18 protein-coding genes are annotated in these 17,679 nt (G+C 53.9%); 8 read left to right on the forward strand and 10 right to left on the reverse strand.

The annotated features are described in order from the left end of the window. Nucleotides 1-40 precede the first annotated feature (40 nt). The 5 genes from ACFQO0_RS07640 to ACFQO0_RS07660 all read left to right on the forward strand — a co-directional run bounded on the left by ACFQO0_RS07640 (nucleotide 41) and on the right by ACFQO0_RS07660 (nucleotide 4,530). Nucleotides 41-739, forward strand: coding sequence for a GntR family transcriptional regulator (locus ACFQO0_RS07640; RefSeq protein WP_382233417.1), 699 nt, complete (start codon nucleotides 41-43; stop codon nucleotides 737-739). Between the two features lie 405 nt (nucleotides 740-1,144). Beyond that, complete coding sequence (locus tag ACFQO0_RS07645; protein WP_382233418.1) at nucleotides 1,145-2,242, forward strand: TRAP transporter substrate-binding protein; 1,098 nt, start codon at nucleotides 1,145-1,147, stop codon at nucleotides 2,240-2,242. A 10-nt stretch (nucleotides 2,243-2,252) separates the two neighbouring features. Then, complete coding sequence (locus tag ACFQO0_RS07650; RefSeq protein WP_382233419.1) at nucleotides 2,253-2,780, forward strand: TRAP transporter small permease subunit; 528 nt, start codon at nucleotides 2,253-2,255, stop codon at nucleotides 2,778-2,780. Further along, a complete protein-coding gene (locus ACFQO0_RS07655) occupies nucleotides 2,773-4,098 on the forward strand; it encodes a TRAP transporter large permease (protein ID WP_382233420.1) in 1,326 nt (441 codons plus the stop codon). The genes ACFQO0_RS07650 and ACFQO0_RS07655 overlap by 8 nt, the downstream gene beginning before the upstream one ends. A gap of 300 nt (nucleotides 4,099-4,398) precedes the next feature. Continuing rightward, the gene (locus tag ACFQO0_RS07660; protein WP_382233421.1) at nucleotides 4,399-4,530 is read left to right on the forward strand and encodes a hypothetical protein; all 132 of its coding nucleotides are present in this window, start codon (nucleotides 4,399-4,401) and stop codon (nucleotides 4,528-4,530) included. Between the two features lie 156 nt (nucleotides 4,531-4,686). On the opposite strand, the gene ACFQO0_RS07665 is transcribed toward ACFQO0_RS07660, so the two are convergent. The 4 genes from ACFQO0_RS07665 to ACFQO0_RS07680 form a co-directional block, all read right to left on the reverse strand. Continuing rightward, complete coding sequence (locus ACFQO0_RS07665) at nucleotides 4,687-5,313, reverse strand: FMN-dependent NADH-azoreductase (RefSeq protein ID WP_382233422.1); 627 nt, start codon at nucleotides 5,311-5,313, stop codon at nucleotides 4,687-4,689. Further along, a complete protein-coding gene (locus ACFQO0_RS07670; protein ID WP_382233423.1) occupies nucleotides 5,310-5,777 on the reverse strand; it encodes a GNAT family N-acetyltransferase in 468 nt (155 codons plus the stop codon). Before ACFQO0_RS07670 ends, ACFQO0_RS07665 begins: the two co-directional genes overlap by 4 nt. A gap of 117 nt (nucleotides 5,778-5,894) precedes the next feature. Further along, nucleotides 5,895-6,647 (reverse strand): SDR family oxidoreductase, encoded by a 753-nt coding sequence (locus ACFQO0_RS07675; RefSeq protein ID WP_382233424.1) that lies wholly within the window; start codon nucleotides 6,645-6,647, stop codon nucleotides 5,895-5,897. A gap of 89 nt (nucleotides 6,648-6,736) precedes the next feature. After that, the gene (locus tag ACFQO0_RS07680) at nucleotides 6,737-7,174 is read right to left on the reverse strand and encodes a carboxymuconolactone decarboxylase family protein (protein WP_382233425.1); all 438 of its coding nucleotides are present in this window, start codon (nucleotides 7,172-7,174) and stop codon (nucleotides 6,737-6,739) included. A gap of 128 nt (nucleotides 7,175-7,302) precedes the next feature. Between ACFQO0_RS07680 and pdxR the strand changes: the two genes are divergently transcribed. Beyond that, complete coding sequence (gene pdxR, locus ACFQO0_RS07685; protein ID WP_382233426.1) at nucleotides 7,303-8,760, forward strand: MocR-like pyridoxine biosynthesis transcription factor PdxR; 1,458 nt, start codon at nucleotides 7,303-7,305, stop codon at nucleotides 8,758-8,760. A 27-nt stretch (nucleotides 8,761-8,787) separates the two neighbouring features. On the opposite strand, the gene ACFQO0_RS07690 is transcribed toward pdxR, so the two are convergent. Further along, on the reverse strand, nucleotides 8,788-10,278 hold the full coding sequence (locus tag ACFQO0_RS07690) for a SulP family inorganic anion transporter (protein WP_382233428.1): 1,491 nt from the start codon (nucleotides 10,276-10,278) through the stop codon (nucleotides 8,788-8,790). Nucleotides 10,279-10,932: 654 nt separating this feature from the next. Here ACFQO0_RS07690 and ACFQO0_RS07695 point away from each other — a divergent pair. Next, complete coding sequence (locus ACFQO0_RS07695; protein ID WP_382233429.1) at nucleotides 10,933-11,055, forward strand: hypothetical protein; 123 nt, start codon at nucleotides 10,933-10,935, stop codon at nucleotides 11,053-11,055. Nucleotides 11,056-11,170: 115 nt separating this feature from the next. Here ACFQO0_RS07695 and hpxZ read toward each other — a convergent pair whose 3' ends face one another. The 4 genes from hpxZ to glmS form a co-directional block, all read right to left on the reverse strand. Further along, on the reverse strand, nucleotides 11,171-11,554 hold the full coding sequence (hpxZ, locus tag ACFQO0_RS07700) for an oxalurate catabolism protein HpxZ (protein ID WP_382233430.1): 384 nt from the start codon (nucleotides 11,552-11,554) through the stop codon (nucleotides 11,171-11,173). A gap of 23 nt (nucleotides 11,555-11,577) precedes the next feature. Further along, nucleotides 11,578-11,808: a hypothetical protein gene (locus tag ACFQO0_RS07705; protein WP_382233431.1), complete on the reverse strand. Its 231-nt coding sequence runs from the start codon at nucleotides 11,806-11,808 to the stop codon at nucleotides 11,578-11,580. Nucleotides 11,809-11,911: 103 nt separating this feature from the next. Then, nucleotides 11,912-13,537 carry a sensor domain-containing diguanylate cyclase gene (locus tag ACFQO0_RS07710; RefSeq protein WP_382233432.1) on the reverse strand — a complete coding sequence of 542 codons (1,626 nt, stop codon included), beginning with the start codon at nucleotides 13,535-13,537 and terminating at the stop codon, nucleotides 11,912-11,914. 281 nt (nucleotides 13,538-13,818) lie between these two features. Continuing rightward, a complete protein-coding gene (gene glmS, locus ACFQO0_RS07715; protein WP_382233433.1) occupies nucleotides 13,819-15,636 on the reverse strand; it encodes a glutamine--fructose-6-phosphate transaminase (isomerizing) in 1,818 nt (605 codons plus the stop codon). A gap of 146 nt (nucleotides 15,637-15,782) precedes the next feature. On the opposite strand from glmS, the gene ACFQO0_RS07720 reads away from it, so the two are divergent. Continuing rightward, nucleotides 15,783-16,256, forward strand: a complete 474-nt coding sequence (locus ACFQO0_RS07720) for an Lrp/AsnC family transcriptional regulator (protein ID WP_382233434.1) — start codon at nucleotides 15,783-15,785, stop codon at nucleotides 16,254-16,256. Between the two features lie 49 nt (nucleotides 16,257-16,305). Here the strand turns inward: ACFQO0_RS07720 and glmU are convergent, their stop codons facing one another. Continuing rightward, nucleotides 16,306-17,664: a bifunctional UDP-N-acetylglucosamine diphosphorylase/glucosamine-1-phosphate N-acetyltransferase GlmU gene (gene glmU, locus ACFQO0_RS07725; RefSeq protein WP_382233435.1), complete on the reverse strand. Its 1,359-nt coding sequence runs from the start codon at nucleotides 17,662-17,664 to the stop codon at nucleotides 16,306-16,308. Nucleotides 17,665-17,679: the final 15 nt, after the last annotated feature.

Raw genomic sequence — 17,679 nt, forward strand, 5'->3', positions numbered from 1 at the left:
AAGTCCGACTTTTACATCCATGCAACCTCAAGGCCGATAGATGATTACGCAAGATCAAGTCGCTGCGCTTCAATCCGAGATGGATTCGAATGGCGAAAACCAGGCGCAAATGGCTTACCGCATTCTGGAAGAGATGATCGTGACGCTGAAGTTACCGCCCGGTAGCAAGATCTCGGAGAAATCACTCAATCGTTCTTTGGGTTTTGGTCGTACGCCCTTGCGCGAGGCGCTGCAACGACTTGCGATCGAGGGCACCGTCAGGATTTTGCCGCGCTCCGGCGTGATCGTGTCCGATATCGATATGGCTGATCAGCTGAACATGATTGAAGTAAGGCGCGAACTGGAAAAAATCATGGCCGGGCGTGCTGCGCGTTTGGCGCTCGACGCGCAGCGTCAGACTTTTTCTGCATTGGCGCTCAAGTTTGAATTGGCGGGCAAGCAGGACGATGAAGGGATCTTTATCGAGACCGATCGCGAATTCAATAGCTTGGTGGTCAGTACCGCACAAAATAAATATGTGGCCTATGCCATCGCACCGATCGAGGCGCAGACCCGGCGCTTTTGGTATTTGCACTTCAAGCGCTTCGGCGATCTGGCGCGGGTAGCCAGTTTGCACGCCAATATTGCCAGAGCGATAGCCGCCAATGATGAGGCGCACGCCAGGCATTCATCGGACTTGCTACTGGATTATGTCGAGGAATACACCCGCAACACCTTGCGCTTTATGGGCGGCTTGTAGCTTGTAATGCGCGGCCTGTAACGCGTAGCGGGCAACTTGCAGGTTGTCATTTGTGAGCGCGCTTATCGACCGGTATCCATCGCCGTCGCTCCTTGTCGTCTTTGTCTATTTTTATCTGTTTTTCCATCAATGTCATGACGCGCTCGCGGTAACCGTGAAACGCGCCGTTTTGTTGCATATCTCTTAACTTCCTTCCGCTGATGCACTCGTTTTACCTGTGAGTGTTGTTTGTGCAAAACATGGAGAAAAGCACTCTTTGTGTGCATCTCACGAATTTCTATCGTCAAAAGCGCGCAATTTCGGTGATTTCTCTCAAAAACTGACATGGCACAATTAATGCACCATGTAAAAGGTATGACACTTCAGTGAGATTTCATTCTGTGCAACTTTTTTGGGAGTTCGACCATGCAAAACAGCCGACGTAAATTCGTATCCAGTGGTATCGCAGCAGGTGTGGCAGGTGCCAGCCTTGCCTTTCCAATGGTGGCCAAGGCGCAAGGCGCCACATTCAACTGGAAAATGACCAGTGCATATCCAAAAGGCTCGCCTTTCTATATGGAAGGTCCGGGCAGCGCGACCGATCTGGCCAAGCGCATCACCGAAATGTCTGAAGGTCGCTTGAAGATTCAGGTCTATGGTGCGGGTGAGTTGATCCCGGCGCTGGAAGGCTTCGATGCAGTGCGTTCCGGCACCGTCGAGATGAATCATGCGAACAGTTATTTCTGGACCGGCAAGACCTTCGCTGCGCAGTACTTTACGGCAGTTCCTTTCGGTTTGAACTTCCAGGGTATCAACGGCTGGCTGTATGACGGCGGTGGTCTGGCGCTGTGGAACGAAGTGTATGCACCTTTCGGTATGGTCGCCATGCCTTGCGGGAATACCGGCGTGCAAATGACTGGCTGGTTCAAGAAGGAAATCAAAACGGTCGCCGATTTGAAGGGTTTGAAAATGCGTATCCCTGGCCTCGCCGGCAAGGTTTACGCGAAGCTGGGCGTCGACGTCAAGCTGTTGCCAGGCGGTGAAATCTTCCCGGCACTGGAACGCGGTGTGATCGACGCGGCAGAATTCGTCGGTCCTTTCCAGGATCGCAAACTCGGTCTGCAAAAAGCGGCCAAGTACTACTACACCACCGGCTGGCACGAGTCGTCGACTGTATCCGAGTTGTTGATCAACAAGGCCGCATGGGACAAATTGCCGAAGGACTTGCAAGCCATCGTGACCAACGCAGCAGCTGCCTGCAATGTCATCAGCGAAGCATGGTGCCAACGCAACAATGCCGAAGCGATGGACGATCTGGTCAACAAGCAGGGTGTCATCGCACGTCCGTTGCCGGATAGCGTGATTGCAGCCTTGCGCGCCGAAACCAAGAAGGTCATCGACGAAGCCGTTGCCAAAGATCCGATGACCAAGAAAGTGAACGATTCGTACGTGGCGTACCAGGCCAAGTATGACGCGTGGTCCAAGTACAGCGAAACCGCGTATCACAACAAGGTTCAGAAATAACGGAGTTTTCATGACTAACAAGGCCATCTGGTCGACCGTCAGGTCGATCGAGGCGGTCATTGACGCGATAGGCAGAGCCACCTCGTGGCTGGCTCTGCTGATCATCGCACTGATGACTGTCAACGTAATACTGCGTTACACAATTAGCTTCGGCGCTGTCTGGTCGCAGGAACTGGAGTGGCATCTGATGGGTGCCCTCATTCTGTTCGGCATGAGTTATGCGCTGCTGAAGGACGATAACGTGCGCGTGGATTTGTTCTATGCGAACTATTCGGCGCGTACCAAATATCTGGTTGACCTGCTGTCGCTGGGACTGCAGATCGGTATCTGCTGCGTGATCATCTGGCTGTCGATCAACTATGTGCAGCAATCGTATTCCATCGGCGAGATCTCGTCCGATCCTGGTGGCTTGCCTTTGCGCTGGGCGATCAAGGCACTGTTGCCGATCGGGTTTGGTTTGTTGTTGTTGCAATCGATAGCTGCACTGCTCAAGCTGATTGCACAGCATCAGGAAAAGGAAGGGGCTACTCATGCCTGAATTTGAAATTCTCGCCATCATGATGCTGGTGGGATTCTTCCTGCTGTTGATGATAGGTGTGCCGGTTGCGATCACGCTGGCGACGGTCGGTTTTGTATTCGGTGCCATCGGCTTTGGCCCTGGCTTGTTCAATCTGTTGCCGGCGCGTCTGTTTGGCGTGGCGACCGGTTACCAGTGGCTGGCGATACCGCTGTTTATCTTCATGGGCGTGATGCTGGAGAAGTCGCGGCTGGCGGATGATCTGCTGGATGTGATGGGTCACCTTGCCGGTCGTTTGCGCGGCGGCATGGCAGTCGGGATTGTCCTGTTCGGTGTGCTGATGGGAGCGATGACAGGGATTGTCGGCGCAACCGTCATCACGCTCGGCTTATTGACGCTGCCGACGCTTATCAAGCGTGGTTACGACAAGAGCATGGCGTGCGGCGTAATTTGCGCGTCCGGTACGCTGGGACAAATCATTCCACCAAGTCTGATCCTGATTCTGTTGTCGGACATCATGCAGATGTCAGTCGGCACGCTGTTCGCCGCCGCGGTCGGTCCGGGCGTCTTGCTGGCATTGGTCTACATTGTCTACATCCTGTTCATGGGCTGGTTGAAGCCCGACATGATGCCGCCGATCTCGCAGGAAGAGCGTGACAGCGTCACCCGCAAGCAATTGTGGATACGTTTCGTCAAGGTCGTGGTGCCACCGGTGCTGCTGGTGGTTTCTGTGCTGGGCTCTATCGTCGGTGGCATTGCTGCACCAACCGAAGCTGCCTCCATGGGTGCGCTGGGTTCGATTGTGGTGACCATCGTTTCGCGACGCTTCACGTGGGATGTATTGCGCAATGTCGTGCGGGATACGACCAAGATCACCGCGATGATGATGTTCATCCTGATGTGCGCACAGGTATTTGCACTGTCGTTCCGTGGCTTGCACGGCGAGGATCTGATCACCGACATGTTTGCCACGCTGCCGGGCGGTGTGAACACGGCAATCTGGTTCATGTTGCTGCTGATCTTTGTGCTGGGCTTCTTCGTCGAATGGATCGAGATCAGCTACATCGCGGTGCCGTTGTTCCTGCCAGTGATGCTGGCACACGGTGTCGATCCGGTGTGGCTGGCGATGTTGATCACGATCAATCTGCAATCATCCTTCCTGACGCCGCCGTTTGGCTGGGCGCTGTTCTATCTGAAGGGGGTCGCGCCGCCGGAGGTCACCACCAGGGATATTTACAAGGGGGTTGTACCTTTCATCGCGATGCAAGGCCTGACGCTGGTACTGGTGTTTTTCTTCCCGCAGATTGCGACCTGGCTGCCGAAGGCGATCGGCTGGTAGTAGCAAATAGCAGGAGTAAAAAATAGCAGCAGTAAAAAGCAGTACTAAAAAGAGGACGAAAATTTCGTCCTCTTTTTTTGCCTGGTGCAATGATGGTCAGCGCAAGTCAGTAGCGTTCAGGTGTCCTCAGCTGGGTGGCGGATGAATTCTGTGGCGCTTTTGCCTAAGCTCAAGGGTATTTTTCGACAGGGGCTTGAAACCTGCCGCCGGCATGCGTACATTTAAGCGTGTAGATTCTGTTTCCCCAGCACGGTTCTGTACCGGTCATCAAGCACGATGCCGGCAATCCCCAGCGAGGTCATGATGGACGTCTTACTTTATGCACTTTTTTGCCTGATCTTGCCGCTGTGGGTATTCGGCGGTTTGTATCTGTTGGTGGAGGCGGCCGAAATGGTCAAGGCCCACCACATCAAGGTCAAGGCAAAGAAGTAGGGCGTAGCCGCCCTCCCATTCCTCTTCCCTGTTTGTCCTGCCTATCCCGCCTCCCGCCTCCCGGCGTCGCTGCACGCTCACCGTCCGCATTAAAAGTTCGTATAGAGTTTGTACTTACTTACATCAAGCTGCTCGTTGCGTCGTGATGCGCCCTGATTAATTGTCTGCAGTCTGCGGTGAGGCAATGGCCAGTGACAATTTTTCAGACAATTGCAAACGGGCTTCCTCGACTGCCAGCGCGACGGCTTCCGGACCGAACACCAGGCCTTGCAGCGGGAAAAAATGCACGTCGCTGATGCCTATCGATGCCAGCGCATACTTCAAATACGGCGTCAGGAAGTCGGCCTGTTTGGCGCGTTCGCCCACATGGAAACTACCCGAGCTGACCAGTACAAAGGTCGGCCTGTCTTTCATCAAGCCCACCTTGCCTTGCGGTGTGGAGTTGAAGCTGCGGTTGATGCGGATCACATGATCGATCCACAACTTGAGCGCGGCGGGTACCGTGAAGTTGTGCATGGGCGTGACGATGAACAGCAGGTCATGCTGCTCCAGTTCGGCGATCAGTCGCTCTGACCAGGCGAATTCTTGTGCGTCGTGCGGCGTGTGCGAGGTGACGGCGAGCGCGTAGTCACGTCCGATCGGCGGGATAGGCGACTGCACCAGATCGCGTTCGGTGATCTGCACGTTGCTCAGGCCGGACGCGGCAATCGTATCCATCGCAAGCCGATAGCCGTGACTCGCATCGCTGTGCGGGCCGCTGTTCAATAACAATATGCGTGTCATGTGGATGATTCCTGTGTATGTGTTGCTGCAAGCGGTTGGACGAAATGCATGCCTTTTGCAAGCAGGCCTTGTCGGAAGTAAAAGCGCTGCGCCAGTGGCATATGCAAACCGGTATCCAGTACAAAATTTTCGCACTGCAAGGCGATCGCCTGTTGTCGTGCCGCATTCAGCAGACGTTCGCCGAGTCCTGAACGGTGCAGGCTTGCAGTCACCACCAGATCATCGACATAAACGAAACGGCCATACAACATATTATCCATCAAGCGATAGCCGGCCAATCCGACGATGGCACCGTCGCTCCATGCCGCCAAAAGACGATAGCCTTGCGTGCGCTGATGCGCGATTTGCACGACGTAGCTTGCGCGATCTTTTAGATGCGGGCGCAATTCCTTCATGATTGGAAACGACGCTTCCAGATCATCGGTGCTGTGTTCGATGTGGCTGATATCCACCAGAGACTTCATGGGTTTCTCCAAAAGAATATGCGCCCTATCTGCCACACTATCGCGGCAAACAGAGCGTGCTTGTCGTGCCCGGTGCCGCGCTAACTGCGTTGCACTTGGCGCGGCACCTTAAGCAGATCAGGCTGCTTGCGACTTGCTGAGCCATGCGGTAAACGTGGTGGTCGCGACACGCGCTTCACCAGTCGGCGTCAACGATTGATCGTTGAGTTGCGCGCCGTAATATGCTGCGCCGGCATCGGTGACGACCACGCGTTGATCGCCGAGCGCGATCAGGTAACGCTTCATCAATTCTGCGAGGCCGACCTTTTCCGGACCGGCAGCGTCGAAGGTACCGTTGATTGGTTCTGCTAGTGCGGTATCCGACACGATGGCGGCAATGTCATCTGATGAAATAGGTTGTACATGGGCTGGCGACAGGCGAATTTCGTTGCCGACCGTGCCGTATTGCGCGATGCCGCCGAGGAATTCAAAGAACTGCGTGGAGCGCACGATGGTGTACGGAACCTTGGATGCCTTGATCAGCTTTTCCTGTGCCATCTTGGCACGGAAGTAACCGCTTTCCAGCATGCGTTCGGTGCCGACCACGGACAGAGCGATGTGATGCTTGACGCCGGCTGCTTCTTCCGCGGCCAGTATGTTGCGACCTGAGGTTTCAAAAAAGTCGAGCACGGCCTGGTCTTCGAAGGATGGCGAGTTGCTCAAATCGATGACGACTTGCGTGCCTTTCATCGCATCGGCCAATCCCTCGCCGGTCATGCTGTTGATGCCGGTGCTGGGCGAGCCGACCAGGACTTCGTAGCCGAGTTGACGAAGATTGGTCACGACTTTGGTGCCGATCAGGCCGCTGCCGCCGATAACAAGAATTTTCATATAAACCTTTCAGTGTGCCCGATCGAGGTGCTTGATCGTGGGCGAGGGATGTGCGTGAAGTTGGAACGATGCTGACGTGACAATGAAACTTACGCAGGCATTTTGCGGAATGCAATCGCAAAACGATTCCAGCTATTGATCGATGTGATCAATGCGGTCAGTTCCATCAGTTCTGCATCGGTGAAGTGCGGGCGTACTGCTTCCCATACTGCATCGGGTACATGGTTTTGTGAAACCAGTGTCAGTGCTTCTGTCCATTCCAGGGCCGCGCGTTCGCGGTCGCTGAAGAATGGTGTTTCGCGCCAGGCAGAGACGGTCGCCAGACGGCGTTGTGTTTCGCCAGCCTTGAGTGCGTCGGTCACGTGCATGTCGAGGCAGAAGGCGCATCCGTTGATTTGCGATGCACGCAGGCGGACCAGTTCTTTGGTCAGGATGTCGATGCTGCCTTTGGCGAGCTGGTTTTCAACACCTATCAATACTTTCATGATGGCTGGGTCGGCGCTGTAGAAGTCGAGACGAGTTTGCATGTAAAGCTCCTTGTTCGAGTAAGTCGGTTTGATGAGTCGGGGTAAATAAACTGGCGTTTCCTTGATGTGTAGTATGCGAATATCATGGCCATGTTAGAAGGGCCAAGAAATGTGAAAGGGACTAGTCCATGAAGAAACCGGCAAATAGTGCGATTGGTGCAAACCCCGCCAAGTCAGAACTCGATTTGCGTATCGACAGGACGCTGGAACTGCCTATGTATTTGCAGATATGCCAACGTTTCAAGACGGCAATCGAGCAAGGGCATCTGCGTGCCGGTGACCGCGTGCCGGCGGTGCGCGCGCTGGCGACCGAGTTGAATCTGGCGCGTGGCACGGTGGAGATGGCTTATCGAATACTGACCGATGAAGGGTACTTGCAGGTCAGGGGCGCCGCCGGCACCATCGTGTCGCTATCCTTGCCGCAGCCGGCAGTGCTGCGGCCGCCTGCGCTGGCACCCGGGCAAACAGTGTCTGCCATCCTCGATCACGACGGCAAAGCGCCAAAGCCGCTGCAACTGGGTTTGCCAGCGCTCGATGCGTTCCCGCGCAAGGTATGGAACCGTATCGTCGCGCATAGACTGCGCGGCAGCGAACCGGCGCGCCTGGCTTATCCCAATCCTGCCGGCTATGACCGCTTGCGCGAGCGCATTGCAACTTATCTGGGCGTGTCGCGCGGCGTGACTTGCCTGCCGGAACAGGTATTCATCACGACCGGTTTGCGTGGCACGCTGGAACTGACCTTGAGTAGTCTGTCCACCATCGGCGATGAATTCTGGTTTGAAGATCCCGGTTATATTCTGGCGCGTCCATTTCTGCAGAATACGGCGGTCAAGCTAGTGCCGGTGCCGGTCGATGAGCATGGCTTGATGGTGGAAGAAGGCAAGCGCCTCAGTCCGTATGCAAAGTTCGCGATGGTTACGCCGTCGCATCAAAGTCCGCTCGGTGTGACGCTATCGCTGGAGCGCAGGATGGCCTTGCTGGAGTGGGCCAGCAGCGCCGGCAGCTGGATTATCGAAGACGATTACGACAGTGAATTTCGCTATCAGGGGCGGCCGCTGCCTGCGCTGAAAAGTCTGGATCGCAATGACCGCGTCATCTATAGCGGCACGTTCAGCAAGGTGATGTTTCCGGGTTTGCGACTGGCGTATGTGGTGGCACCGATCAGTGCGGTGGCGCGCTTCCAGGCGGTTGCCTACAACTTGAACGCGGGTAGTCCGTATCTGTTTCAGGCCGGCGTCGCCGACTTTATCGCCGAAGGCCATTTCTCGCGCCATCTGAAAAAAATGCGTGTGCTGTATGCCAAACGCCGTGCTGTGACGCAGCGGGTTTTTCAGGAGGTGTTAGGCGACCGCATACGCATCGATTTGCGACCAGGCGGTCTGCACATGCTGGCCAAGCTGGGCCAGCATGAAGACGATGTGCTGCTGGCAGATCTGGCGCGCACTGCAGGGCTGGCCATGCATCCCTTGTCGCGCTGGTACATCAATGCCAAACCGCAACAGGGATTGTTGCTGGGTTTTGCCAACGTGATAGACGAGAAGGATGCAAGGCGCATCGCGCTGACACTCAAACAGTCTATTGCCTAGCCTCGCGTGCCATAGACCGCCAGAAGTTTAGTGTCCCAACTGTGACAAGTTCTCGCTCTCGGCCTTGTCATGCGTGGCAAATTTTTCGACCATGGTGGCGCTGGCCCGATTCAATCCGGACACGGTGACGTCTATTCCATTGCGGCGGAATTTATGGACGATGCGATCAAGTGTCTCAATCGCCGTAATATCCCAAAAATGCGCATGCGACAGATCGAGATGGACCGACACGAGATCGCTTTCCTTGAAATCGAATTCGGAAACCAGCGCTTCGGACGAGGCAAAGAATACCTGGCCGCGCACGAGGTAATGACGGGTATTTTGTTCTGCATTCAAGGTGGATTCGACCTGCAATACGTTACGTACCTTGGAGGCGAAAAACAAGGCGCTTAACAAGACGCCGGTGCCGACACCGATCGCCAGATTGTGTGTGGCGACTACAACGATCACCGTCGCCAGCATCACGATCGATGAGCTGGTCGGATGATCGACCAGATTCCTGACGGAGCGCCAGCTAAACGTACTGATCGACACCATGATCATCACCGCGACCAGTGCCGCCATCGGAATCTGTTTGACCCAAGGACCGAGAAACACCACAAAGACCAGTAAGAATGCGCCAGCGACGAAGGTCGACAAGCGGCCGCGTCCGCCGGATTCCACATTGATGATGGATTGTCCTATCATCGCGCAACCCGGCATCCCGCCCATGCAACCTGCCACGATATTGGCGATGCCCTGACCACGGCATTCGCGATTCTTGTCGCTGGGCGTATCGGTGAAGTCATCGATAATCGCCGCTGTCATTAGTGATTCCAGCAAGCCGACGATGGCGATGGCGGTGGAATAAGGAAAGATGATGCGCAAGGTTTCGATATTCAGCGGCACAAACGGAAACGCAAAGCCGGGCAAGCTATCGGGAAAAGCTCCCATGTCACCGACTGTGCGCACCGGCAATTCCATAACGACCGCAATCACCGTAAGAATCACGATGCATACCAGCGGCGAAGGCACGGCCTTGGTCAGACGGGGTAATAGATAGATGATCGCGAGGCCGCCAGCGACCATCGCAAACACCGCAACCGGCGCATGATTCAGCTCCGGCAGTTGTGCAAGAAAAATAAGGATGGCGAGCGCGTTGACGAAGCCGGTAATCACAGAGCGAGAAACGAAACGCATCAGTGCATCGAGCTTGGCGTAGCCCGCAACAATTTGGAGCGCCCCTGCCAATATGGCCGCTGCAAACAGATATTGCACGCCATGATCCTTGACGAGACTGACCACCAATAAGGCGATCGCCCCCGTGGCAGCAGAAATCATGGCGGGACGTCCGCCGGCGATGGCAGAAACCATCGCAATCACGCATGCAGCGTAGAGGCCAACCTGGGGATCGACGCCGGCGATTGCAGAAAAGGCCAGCGCCTCGGGGATCAGTGCGAGGGCGACTACCAGTCCCGCCAGCAGGTCACCCCGAATATTTGAAAGCCATTCTTGTCGAAGCGTGTGAATTTTAACCATGATGTTTTGCCTGGATATCAGTATGAAAACGATCGCCTGCCATGCACGAAGGCGCAGGCGATTAGTACAGTGAGGGGTGGCATATATCGTGAGATGCGCAGTTCGAGTTGCATGCTCTGCAATCGAATGCGGTCAGCCACGTGTGAGCGCATGCAAACCAGCACGCGTGCGAACCTTCTGCTTAATGCCGTAAAGATAACGGTGGAAGGTTCGGAGAAATCTACATTGGTATCGGTTGAAAAATTGAAGACGAAAGCAAGCTGAAGCCCGTTGCGAGCCGCCATGTTAAACGATGACGTACCGATATGCAAAAAACCGGCGCGCATCCGTCTTTTCTACAGAAGCATCGTGCCGGATTTCCGGCTGATTTCTCAAGTCCTACCGCACTAAATATTGCAGTGAATGTGACATGGCGATTGGTTTACTTTTAACTATCTTGCACATGTGAATTTGAATCGTGTTGAAGTCGTTTTCCACTCAGAACTCAATTCAAAAAATAGCGATGGATAGTGGTTCACGGTACTGAACTAAGTTCGACCAGACTACCTCTGATATGGCGGGCCGTGCGGCTGTGTTTTTCCGAGGATGAGCTTGGCCCAGCAACTTCATTTCGTTCATCACAGTGCTGTGTGCACAATTTATCCCGAGGCTAGCATGACCATGACTATCGTTTCCTTCTACGTCGACTTCAGCAAAATGTTCAAAGAGTGGTTTGCCAATATAGATGTCTATCGCGGCTTGAACCACGAAGAGAAACAAGACTTGATGAATTGGTAGTGCCAGGTTGGCTGCGCACTTGATCTGATTGCGTCGGCTCAAATAAAAAATGGTTACATTTTTTGCGTAACCATTTTTGAGCAATGTTGTTTAGTCAGAGTCGCCAATTGCGCCTTTATGCGGCCATCAGCGATACATGCGCCGCGACGATGCGCCAGCCTTGCGGCAGCCGCAGCCACGTATGGCTTTGCCGGCCGATGCGCACTTCGCCCTTGCGCGTGAACTCGGTATTGGCAGTGGCAAAATCGCGACCGAAAGTGGTGATGACGGTGCGCATCAAGTCACGTTCCAGCCCTTTAGACGGACGCGCCAGGCGGAACGCACGTATCGCTTCGTAACCGACAAGGTTCTCGCCCACACCGTAGCGCAGCGTGGACGGATGATTCCAGAACAATTCATCCAGCACGGCGACATCATTGCTCGTCAGCGCCGCTTCATAGCGCAGGAAGGCCGCAGTCACTTCTGCGACGACCTCAGGCAAATTGATTTCATATTCCATAGTGTTGGAGTGGAGAATTAAAACTAATTGCGCGGCGATTGTTTCTGCATTGCGCGGACCAGGGTCTGCACGGCGTTGAGAAGATCGCCTTTGGTGACGGTGGGCTCAAGCGCGATCCCATAGCGCGCCGCCTCAGTTTTGTGTTCGGGTTGGGCAGGCTCATCCTGGTCTTCGCGTACGGTCATGGACTGCCTGAGTGCATACTCAAGCTTGCTCAAGCATTCGATCAGATCAGCTGGATTGGGTTCGTTCATGGCAATGAAAGTTAAGAGTATATTTTGTGAGGGAAGAAATAGTTGGCGCCTCAAGAGTGTGGAACGTGCTCATCCTATATCTGCTTTTCTATAAACAGTCTGTCTAGCGACTTACACAATTACGTCCCTGTGCCTTCGCACTATACAAAGCTTCATCTGCCGCCCTTAAAAATCCGATGGGGTTTGGATCTGCAAGGACAGGTTTGAGCGCCGCTACGCCGGCGCTGATTGTCACCACACCAGGTTGATTTCCGGAATGCGGAATAGCTAGCGACTCAATGATGGTCCGGGCGCGTTCGGCTATGTTTTCTGCTCCATGTATATCTGTTTCCGGCAACAGGATGATCAGCTCTTCGCCGCCATATCGGGCAATCAGATCGGCGCTGCGCGAGGGCATTTTTTTCAATGCAGTGCCGATACGCGCCAAACAATCGTCACCAGCGGGATGCCCGTAAATATCGTTGTACTGCTTGAATTTATCAACATCGATCATTATCAATGCTAGCGACGTTCGATTGCGAATCGCCCGAACATATTCCTGTTTTAAAGTCGTATCAAATTTGCGGCGATTACAAAGCCCCGTCAGACTATCTTCCGATGCAAGCTTCTCAAGCTCAGCATTCAATGATTCAAGTTCCAGCTTGGCACGTTGCAGTTCGCTCTCGGACGTTTGACGTTTATTGATCTGCCGAATCAGATAGGTTCCAAATAGACTCAATAGGATCAGTAGAAATCCGCAAATGACTATTAATCGGAAAGTCTTTTCCCTCCATGGAGAAAAAAGTTCTTCTTGTCCAATGCCTACTGCAATGAGTAAAGGATAGGTTTCCAAATGATGATAGCTGTAAAGACGATTTTTTTGATCAATCATCGATTGCACCATTACGGAAGCTACGGGGCCCTTGTTGCGATAAGCATCGAATACTTTTCCATTGGCGATGCTAGAGCCCAAGGCAGACTCTACAAATGGGTAACGTACTAACAGGATGCCCTCATCGTTCGCAACAAAAATCACTCCGGAATGCCCAATATTTAATTCAGCATAAAAATATTGGAAATAATCCAGCCTAAGTGCGGCGATCACTACGCCCGCAAAATTGCCACTGGGATTATTTAAACGTCGGGAAACGGTCAGGATGAGTTCGCCGGTTGTCTTGCTATGAATGGCTGGTCCGATATACGGTTTTCGGTCGTCGGTATTTTTGTGGTGCTGGAAATATTCCCGGTCATTAAAGTTGATATTTTTTGACAGAGCAGCCTCAGAACTGGCAAGGGTATTTCCTTGTTCGTCTAATATCGAAATTGCTTGGAGTATGGGTAGTTCCGCTACGAACTGGGACAGAAATGGATTTAAATCACGAAGGGGCGCTCGGTCTTTATTGGTGCGCTCAACTGAATTAATCAGGCTAACAACAATATTATCGGTGCTTTGAATTGAATCGCTGGCATGTTGGGCTAGCGCCCTCGCCAAATTCGAAGTTGTTGCTTCGGCCAGGCTTCGTTCTTTCTCGTGCTCTTGCCAGCTGGTCCATGCAACTATGCTTGCCAAAGAAAGCGTGATGAGCAAAAGGAAAACGACCATCCCCGCCACGATCGAGCGTTCTTTCGAGAAAAATGAAAGGAATTTAAAAAATTTAATCAAATCGATACTTTGATGTTGTCTGATAACGTTGATTGATTGAAGAGCTTCATCTACGACCAATATCTGATTTGCAATTTTTGGAAACAACGCAGAATGAATATGTCGGATAATTTTCTACAGTAATCAAACTCAAGAAAATCAAAACTTGAATCTAGCTCTGGCCCCAATCCAAAAGTCAGAGGACGCTAACTGCCGGTGAATTTTTCACGTACTTTTGACCCCCGTTAAAATCATGCACAAATACGACAGCTTTTTTCATTTGGCTTTGTGGCTTTGGCGGCATTAATTCTTTTGAGTATCATTTCTGCTTACTTCTGTGTCAATGTAAAAAAGCCCGCAATTGCGGGCTTTTAATTGAACTGAAGAGTTTATTCCACAGTAACGGATTTGGCCAAATTGCGCGGCTTGTCCACATCGGTGCCGCGCGCCAGTGCCGTGTGATACGCGAGCAATTGCAGTGGCACCACATGCAGGATTGGTGACAGCGCGCCGTAATGTTCCGGCAGGCGAATCACATGCAAGCCTTCGCCGGATGTAATGCGCGAGTCGCCATCGGCGAACACATACAGTTCACCACCGCGGGCGCGCACTTCCTGCATATTCGATTTCAGTTTCTCGATCATCGAATCATTCGGTGCGACCGTGACGACCGGCATTTCTTCGGTGACGAGGGCAAGCGGGCCGTGTTTCAGCTCGCCGGCCGGATACGCTTCCGCGTGGATGTACGAAATCTCTTTCAGTTTCAGCGCGCCTTCCAGTGCGATCGGGTAGTGCAGGCCGCGACCGAGGAAGAGTGCGTTTTCCTTGCGGGCGAAGGCTTCTGCCCACGCGATGATTTGCGGTTCAAGTGCGAGCACGGCGGTGATGGCTACCGGCAAGTGGCGCATTTGCTTCAGGTAAGCGGCTTCGTCCTTGTCACTCAAACGGTCTTTGACTTGCGCCAAGGTCAGCGTCAGCAGGAACAAGGCAGCCAGTTGCGTGGAGAAGGCCTTGGTGGATGCCACGCCGACTTCGACGCCGGCACGCGTGATATAGGCAAGTGCGCACTCACGCACCATCGCGCTGGTGGCGGAGTTGCATATCGTCAGCGTGTGCTGCATGCCTTGCGATTGCGCATGGCGCAGGGCAGCGAGGGTGTCTGCGGTTTCGCCACTTTGCGAAATCGTCACGACTAGCGCGTGCGGATTCGGTACGCTGTCGCGGTAGCGATATTCGCTGGCGATCTCTACATCGCAGCGCACGCCGGCGATCGCTTCTATCCAGTACTTGGCGGTCAGGCCCGAGTAGTAGCTGGTGCCGCAAGCGAGAATCAGCACTGAATCTATCTGTTTGAAAATCTTGAAAGCCTGGTCACCGAAAATATCCGGCGTGATGGCACTGATACCTTCCAGCGTGTCGGCGATGGCGCGCGGCTGCTCGAAGATTTCCTTTTGCATGTAGTGACGATACGGGCCGAGTTCGACTGCACCGGTATGTGCGTGCACGGTTTTGACTTCGCGTTGCACTTGCTTGCCGTCGGCGTTGACGATCCAGACGCGCTGCAATTGCAGGTCAACGACGTCGCCTTCTTCCAGGTAAATAATTTGATCGGTGGTGCCAGCCAATGCCAGTGCGTCGGAGGCGAGGAAATTTTCGCCATTGCCGACGCCGACGATCAGCGGCGAGCCGCGACGTGCGCCGACCACGCGATGCGGTTCGTCACGGCTGAATACGGCAATCGCGAATGCGCCGGTCAGGCGCTTGGTTGCGAGTTGCACGGTTTCGAACAGGTCGCCGGTATACATATGATCGACCAGATGGGCGATGACTTCGGTATCGGTCTGGCTTTCGAAGATGTAACCGAGGGCTTTCAGTTCATCCCGCAGTTCATCATGGTTTTCAATGATGCCGTTATGAACCAGCGCGATGCGCTCGCGTGAAAAATGCGGATGCGCATTGTGCGAGGCCGGTGCGCCGTGGGTGGCCCAACGGGTGTGCGCGATGCCGGTAAAGCCTTCGAGGTGTTCTTTGGCCACTTGTTTTTCCAGTTCGGCGACGCGCGCAGTACTGCGCGCTCGCTCCAGCTTGCCGTCTACATGCAAGGCAACGCCGCAGGAATCGTAGCCGCGATATTCAAGCCGTTTGAGTCCTTCGACCAGGATGGGGGTGATATTGCGTTGCGCGACTGCGCCGACGATACCGCACATAGGAACCTCGTGATGATTTGTATAAGTGAGACAGTCTAGAGGAGGGTTTGTGAAATAAGTTTTCTAAATATTGAAATAAATGGATTATTATTTCTCTCGACTAATAAAGTGAAATTAAATTTCAAATTTAAGAAGATATTTTCCATATGAGTGATGAGCAAATAGTGCTGGATGAGCTGGACCGCCGTATTTTGAATGCGCTGCAGGTCGATTCATCGCAAACCAACAACGATCTCGCGGCGGTTGTCCACGCCTCGCCGCCGACTTGCCTGCGCCGCGTCAAGCGTCTGGTGGAAGCCGGCGTGATCGAACGCCAGGTCGCGATCGTCTCGCCGCAAAAGATAGGTGCGGGGCTGACCGCCATCGTCGAAATCACGCTGGACCATCAGGCGGCCGAACGACAGGTGGAATTTGAAGTGCTGGTGGCCGCCGAAAGTGCGGTCTTGCAGTGTTACCGCGTGTCGCCGGGCCCGGACTTTGTGCTGGTGATACAAGTGGCGGATATGCCAGCGTATAACGCGCTGGTACATCGCCTGTTTGCCTCGCATGCGAACGTGCGCAATGTGAAAAGCTTTTTCTCCATTCATCGCAGCAAGTTCGAAACGCGCATTGCAGTATAAAAAACGCCGGTATTAACCGGCGTTTTGATGATGACAGTTGCTGTCCATCCTATTTTTTGATTTTGACCGGTCGTTGCCAGCCTTCCACCGTGATCTGCTTGGCGCGCGAGACGGTCAGCTTGTCTGCCGGCGCATCCTTGGTCAGCGTGGTTCCTGCGCCGATGGTCGAGCCTTTTCCTACCCGTACTGGTGCAATCAATTGCGTCGCGCTGCCGACGAAGACATCGTCTTCGATGATGGTGCGCGATTTGTTGACGCCATCGTAATTACAGGTGATGGTGCCGGCACCGATGTTGACGCGTGAGCCGACGGTTGAGTCGCCGATGTAAGTCAGATGATTGGCCTTGCTGTGTGCGGCGATTGCGCTGTTTTTGACTTCAACGAAATTGCCGATGTGGACGTCTTCCGCCAGCACCGTACCTGGGCGCAGGCGGGCATAAGGTCCGATGATGCAGGCCTCGCCGACGATGGCATTTTCAAAGTGACTGAAGGGACGAATGTGGGTTTGCGCACCGACGCGCGTATTGTGGATCACGCAATATGCATCGATGTGTACGCCATCGGCCAAGGTGACGTCGCCTTCGAATACGCAGCCGACGTCGATCGTGACATCGCGCCCGCAGGTGAGCGTGCCGCGCACATCAATGCGCGCCGGATCGGTCAGCGTGACGCCTTGTTCCAGCAGCGCGTTGGCGATGTTGCGTTGATGAATGCGCTCCAGTTCGGCTAGTTGCACCTTGCTGTTGACGCCGTGGGTTTCCCACACGTTATCGGGTTGGGCGGAGACCACTTGAATGCCGTCCGCGACTGCGCTGGCAACGATGTCGGTCAGGTAATACTCGCCTTGCGCATTGTTGTTGGACAGGTTGGCCAGCCATTTTTTCATCAGCGCCGTGGGTGCAACGATGATCCCGGTGTTGACTTCAGTGATGGCCCGCTCATCGTTGTTGGCATCTTTTTGTTCGACGATGCGCTTGATAGCGCCATTTTCACGGACGATGCGCCCATAGCCGGTAGGGTTGTCTAGATTGACGGTGAGGATGCCCAACTTATCATTGCCTGCGATGTCCAACAAACGTTGCAGAGAAGCAGCAGTCGTCAATGGCACGTCGCCATACAGTATCAGCGTAGGCGCATTGTCATCCAGTAACGGAACGGCTTGCGTCACCGCATGACCGGTACCCAGTTGTGGTTCCTGTTTGGCAAAAGCCAGATCCTCGGCTTGTAATAACTGCGGGACTTGCTCCCCGCCGTGGCCGTAAATAACACAGAGTTTGGTTGGAGACAGTTGTCGAGCGGTATCGATTACGTGAGATAAAAGAGCCTTGCCCGCCAATGGGTGCAGGACTTTCGGGAGCGCGGACTGCATGCGCTTTCCCATACCTGCAGCAAGAATGACTATGTTCATAGAAAGCCAATAAAA

The sequence above is a fragment of the Herminiimonas aquatilis genome (assembly GCF_042665175.1).
Taxonomy (GTDB): domain Bacteria; phylum Pseudomonadota; class Gammaproteobacteria; order Burkholderiales; family Burkholderiaceae_D; genus Oxalicibacterium; species Oxalicibacterium aquatilis.

What these genes read in the sequence shown, in the direction of transcription:
- ACFQO0_RS07640 (WP_382233417.1), top strand. Translation starts at nt 41, where the DNA reads ATGATTACGCAAGATCAAGTCGCTGCGCTTCAATCCGAGATGGATTCG.
- ACFQO0_RS07645 (WP_382233418.1), top strand. Translation starts at nt 1,145, where the DNA reads ATGCAAAACAGCCGACGTAAATTCGTATCCAGTGGTATCGCAGCAGGT.
- ACFQO0_RS07650 (WP_382233419.1), top strand. Translation starts at nt 2,253, where the DNA reads ATGACTAACAAGGCCATCTGGTCGACCGTCAGGTCGATCGAGGCGGTC.
- ACFQO0_RS07655 (WP_382233420.1), top strand. Translation starts at nt 2,773, where the DNA reads ATGCCTGAATTTGAAATTCTCGCCATCATGATGCTGGTGGGATTCTTC.
- ACFQO0_RS07660 (WP_382233421.1), top strand. Translation starts at nt 4,399, where the DNA reads ATGATGGACGTCTTACTTTATGCACTTTTTTGCCTGATCTTGCCGCTG.
- ACFQO0_RS07665 (WP_382233422.1), bottom strand. Translation starts at nt 5,313, where the DNA reads ATGACACGCATATTGTTATTGAACAGCGGCCCGCACAGCGATGCGAGT.
- ACFQO0_RS07670 (WP_382233423.1), bottom strand. Translation starts at nt 5,777, where the DNA reads ATGAAGTCTCTGGTGGATATCAGCCACATCGAACACAGCACCGATGAT.
- ACFQO0_RS07675 (WP_382233424.1), bottom strand. Translation starts at nt 6,647, where the DNA reads ATGAAAATTCTTGTTATCGGCGGCAGCGGCCTGATCGGCACCAAAGTC.
- ACFQO0_RS07680 (WP_382233425.1), bottom strand. Translation starts at nt 7,174, where the DNA reads ATGCAAACTCGTCTCGACTTCTACAGCGCCGACCCAGCCATCATGAAA.
- pdxR (WP_382233426.1), top strand. Translation starts at nt 7,303, where the DNA reads ATGAAGAAACCGGCAAATAGTGCGATTGGTGCAAACCCCGCCAAGTCA.
- ACFQO0_RS07690 (WP_382233428.1), bottom strand. Translation starts at nt 10,278, where the DNA reads ATGGTTAAAATTCACACGCTTCGACAAGAATGGCTTTCAAATATTCGG.
- ACFQO0_RS07695 (WP_382233429.1), top strand. Translation starts at nt 10,933, where the DNA reads ATGACCATGACTATCGTTTCCTTCTACGTCGACTTCAGCAAAATGTTC.
- hpxZ (WP_382233430.1), bottom strand. Translation starts at nt 11,554, where the DNA reads ATGGAATATGAAATCAATTTGCCTGAGGTCGTCGCAGAAGTGACTGCG.
- ACFQO0_RS07705 (WP_382233431.1), bottom strand. Translation starts at nt 11,808, where the DNA reads ATGAACGAACCCAATCCAGCTGATCTGATCGAATGCTTGAGCAAGCTT.
- glmS (WP_382233433.1), bottom strand. Translation starts at nt 15,636, where the DNA reads ATGTGCGGTATCGTCGGCGCAGTCGCGCAACGCAATATCACCCCCATC.
- ACFQO0_RS07720 (WP_382233434.1), top strand. Translation starts at nt 15,783, where the DNA reads ATGAGTGATGAGCAAATAGTGCTGGATGAGCTGGACCGCCGTATTTTG.
- glmU (WP_382233435.1), bottom strand. Translation starts at nt 17,664, where the DNA reads ATGAACATAGTCATTCTTGCTGCAGGTATGGGAAAGCGCATGCAGTCC.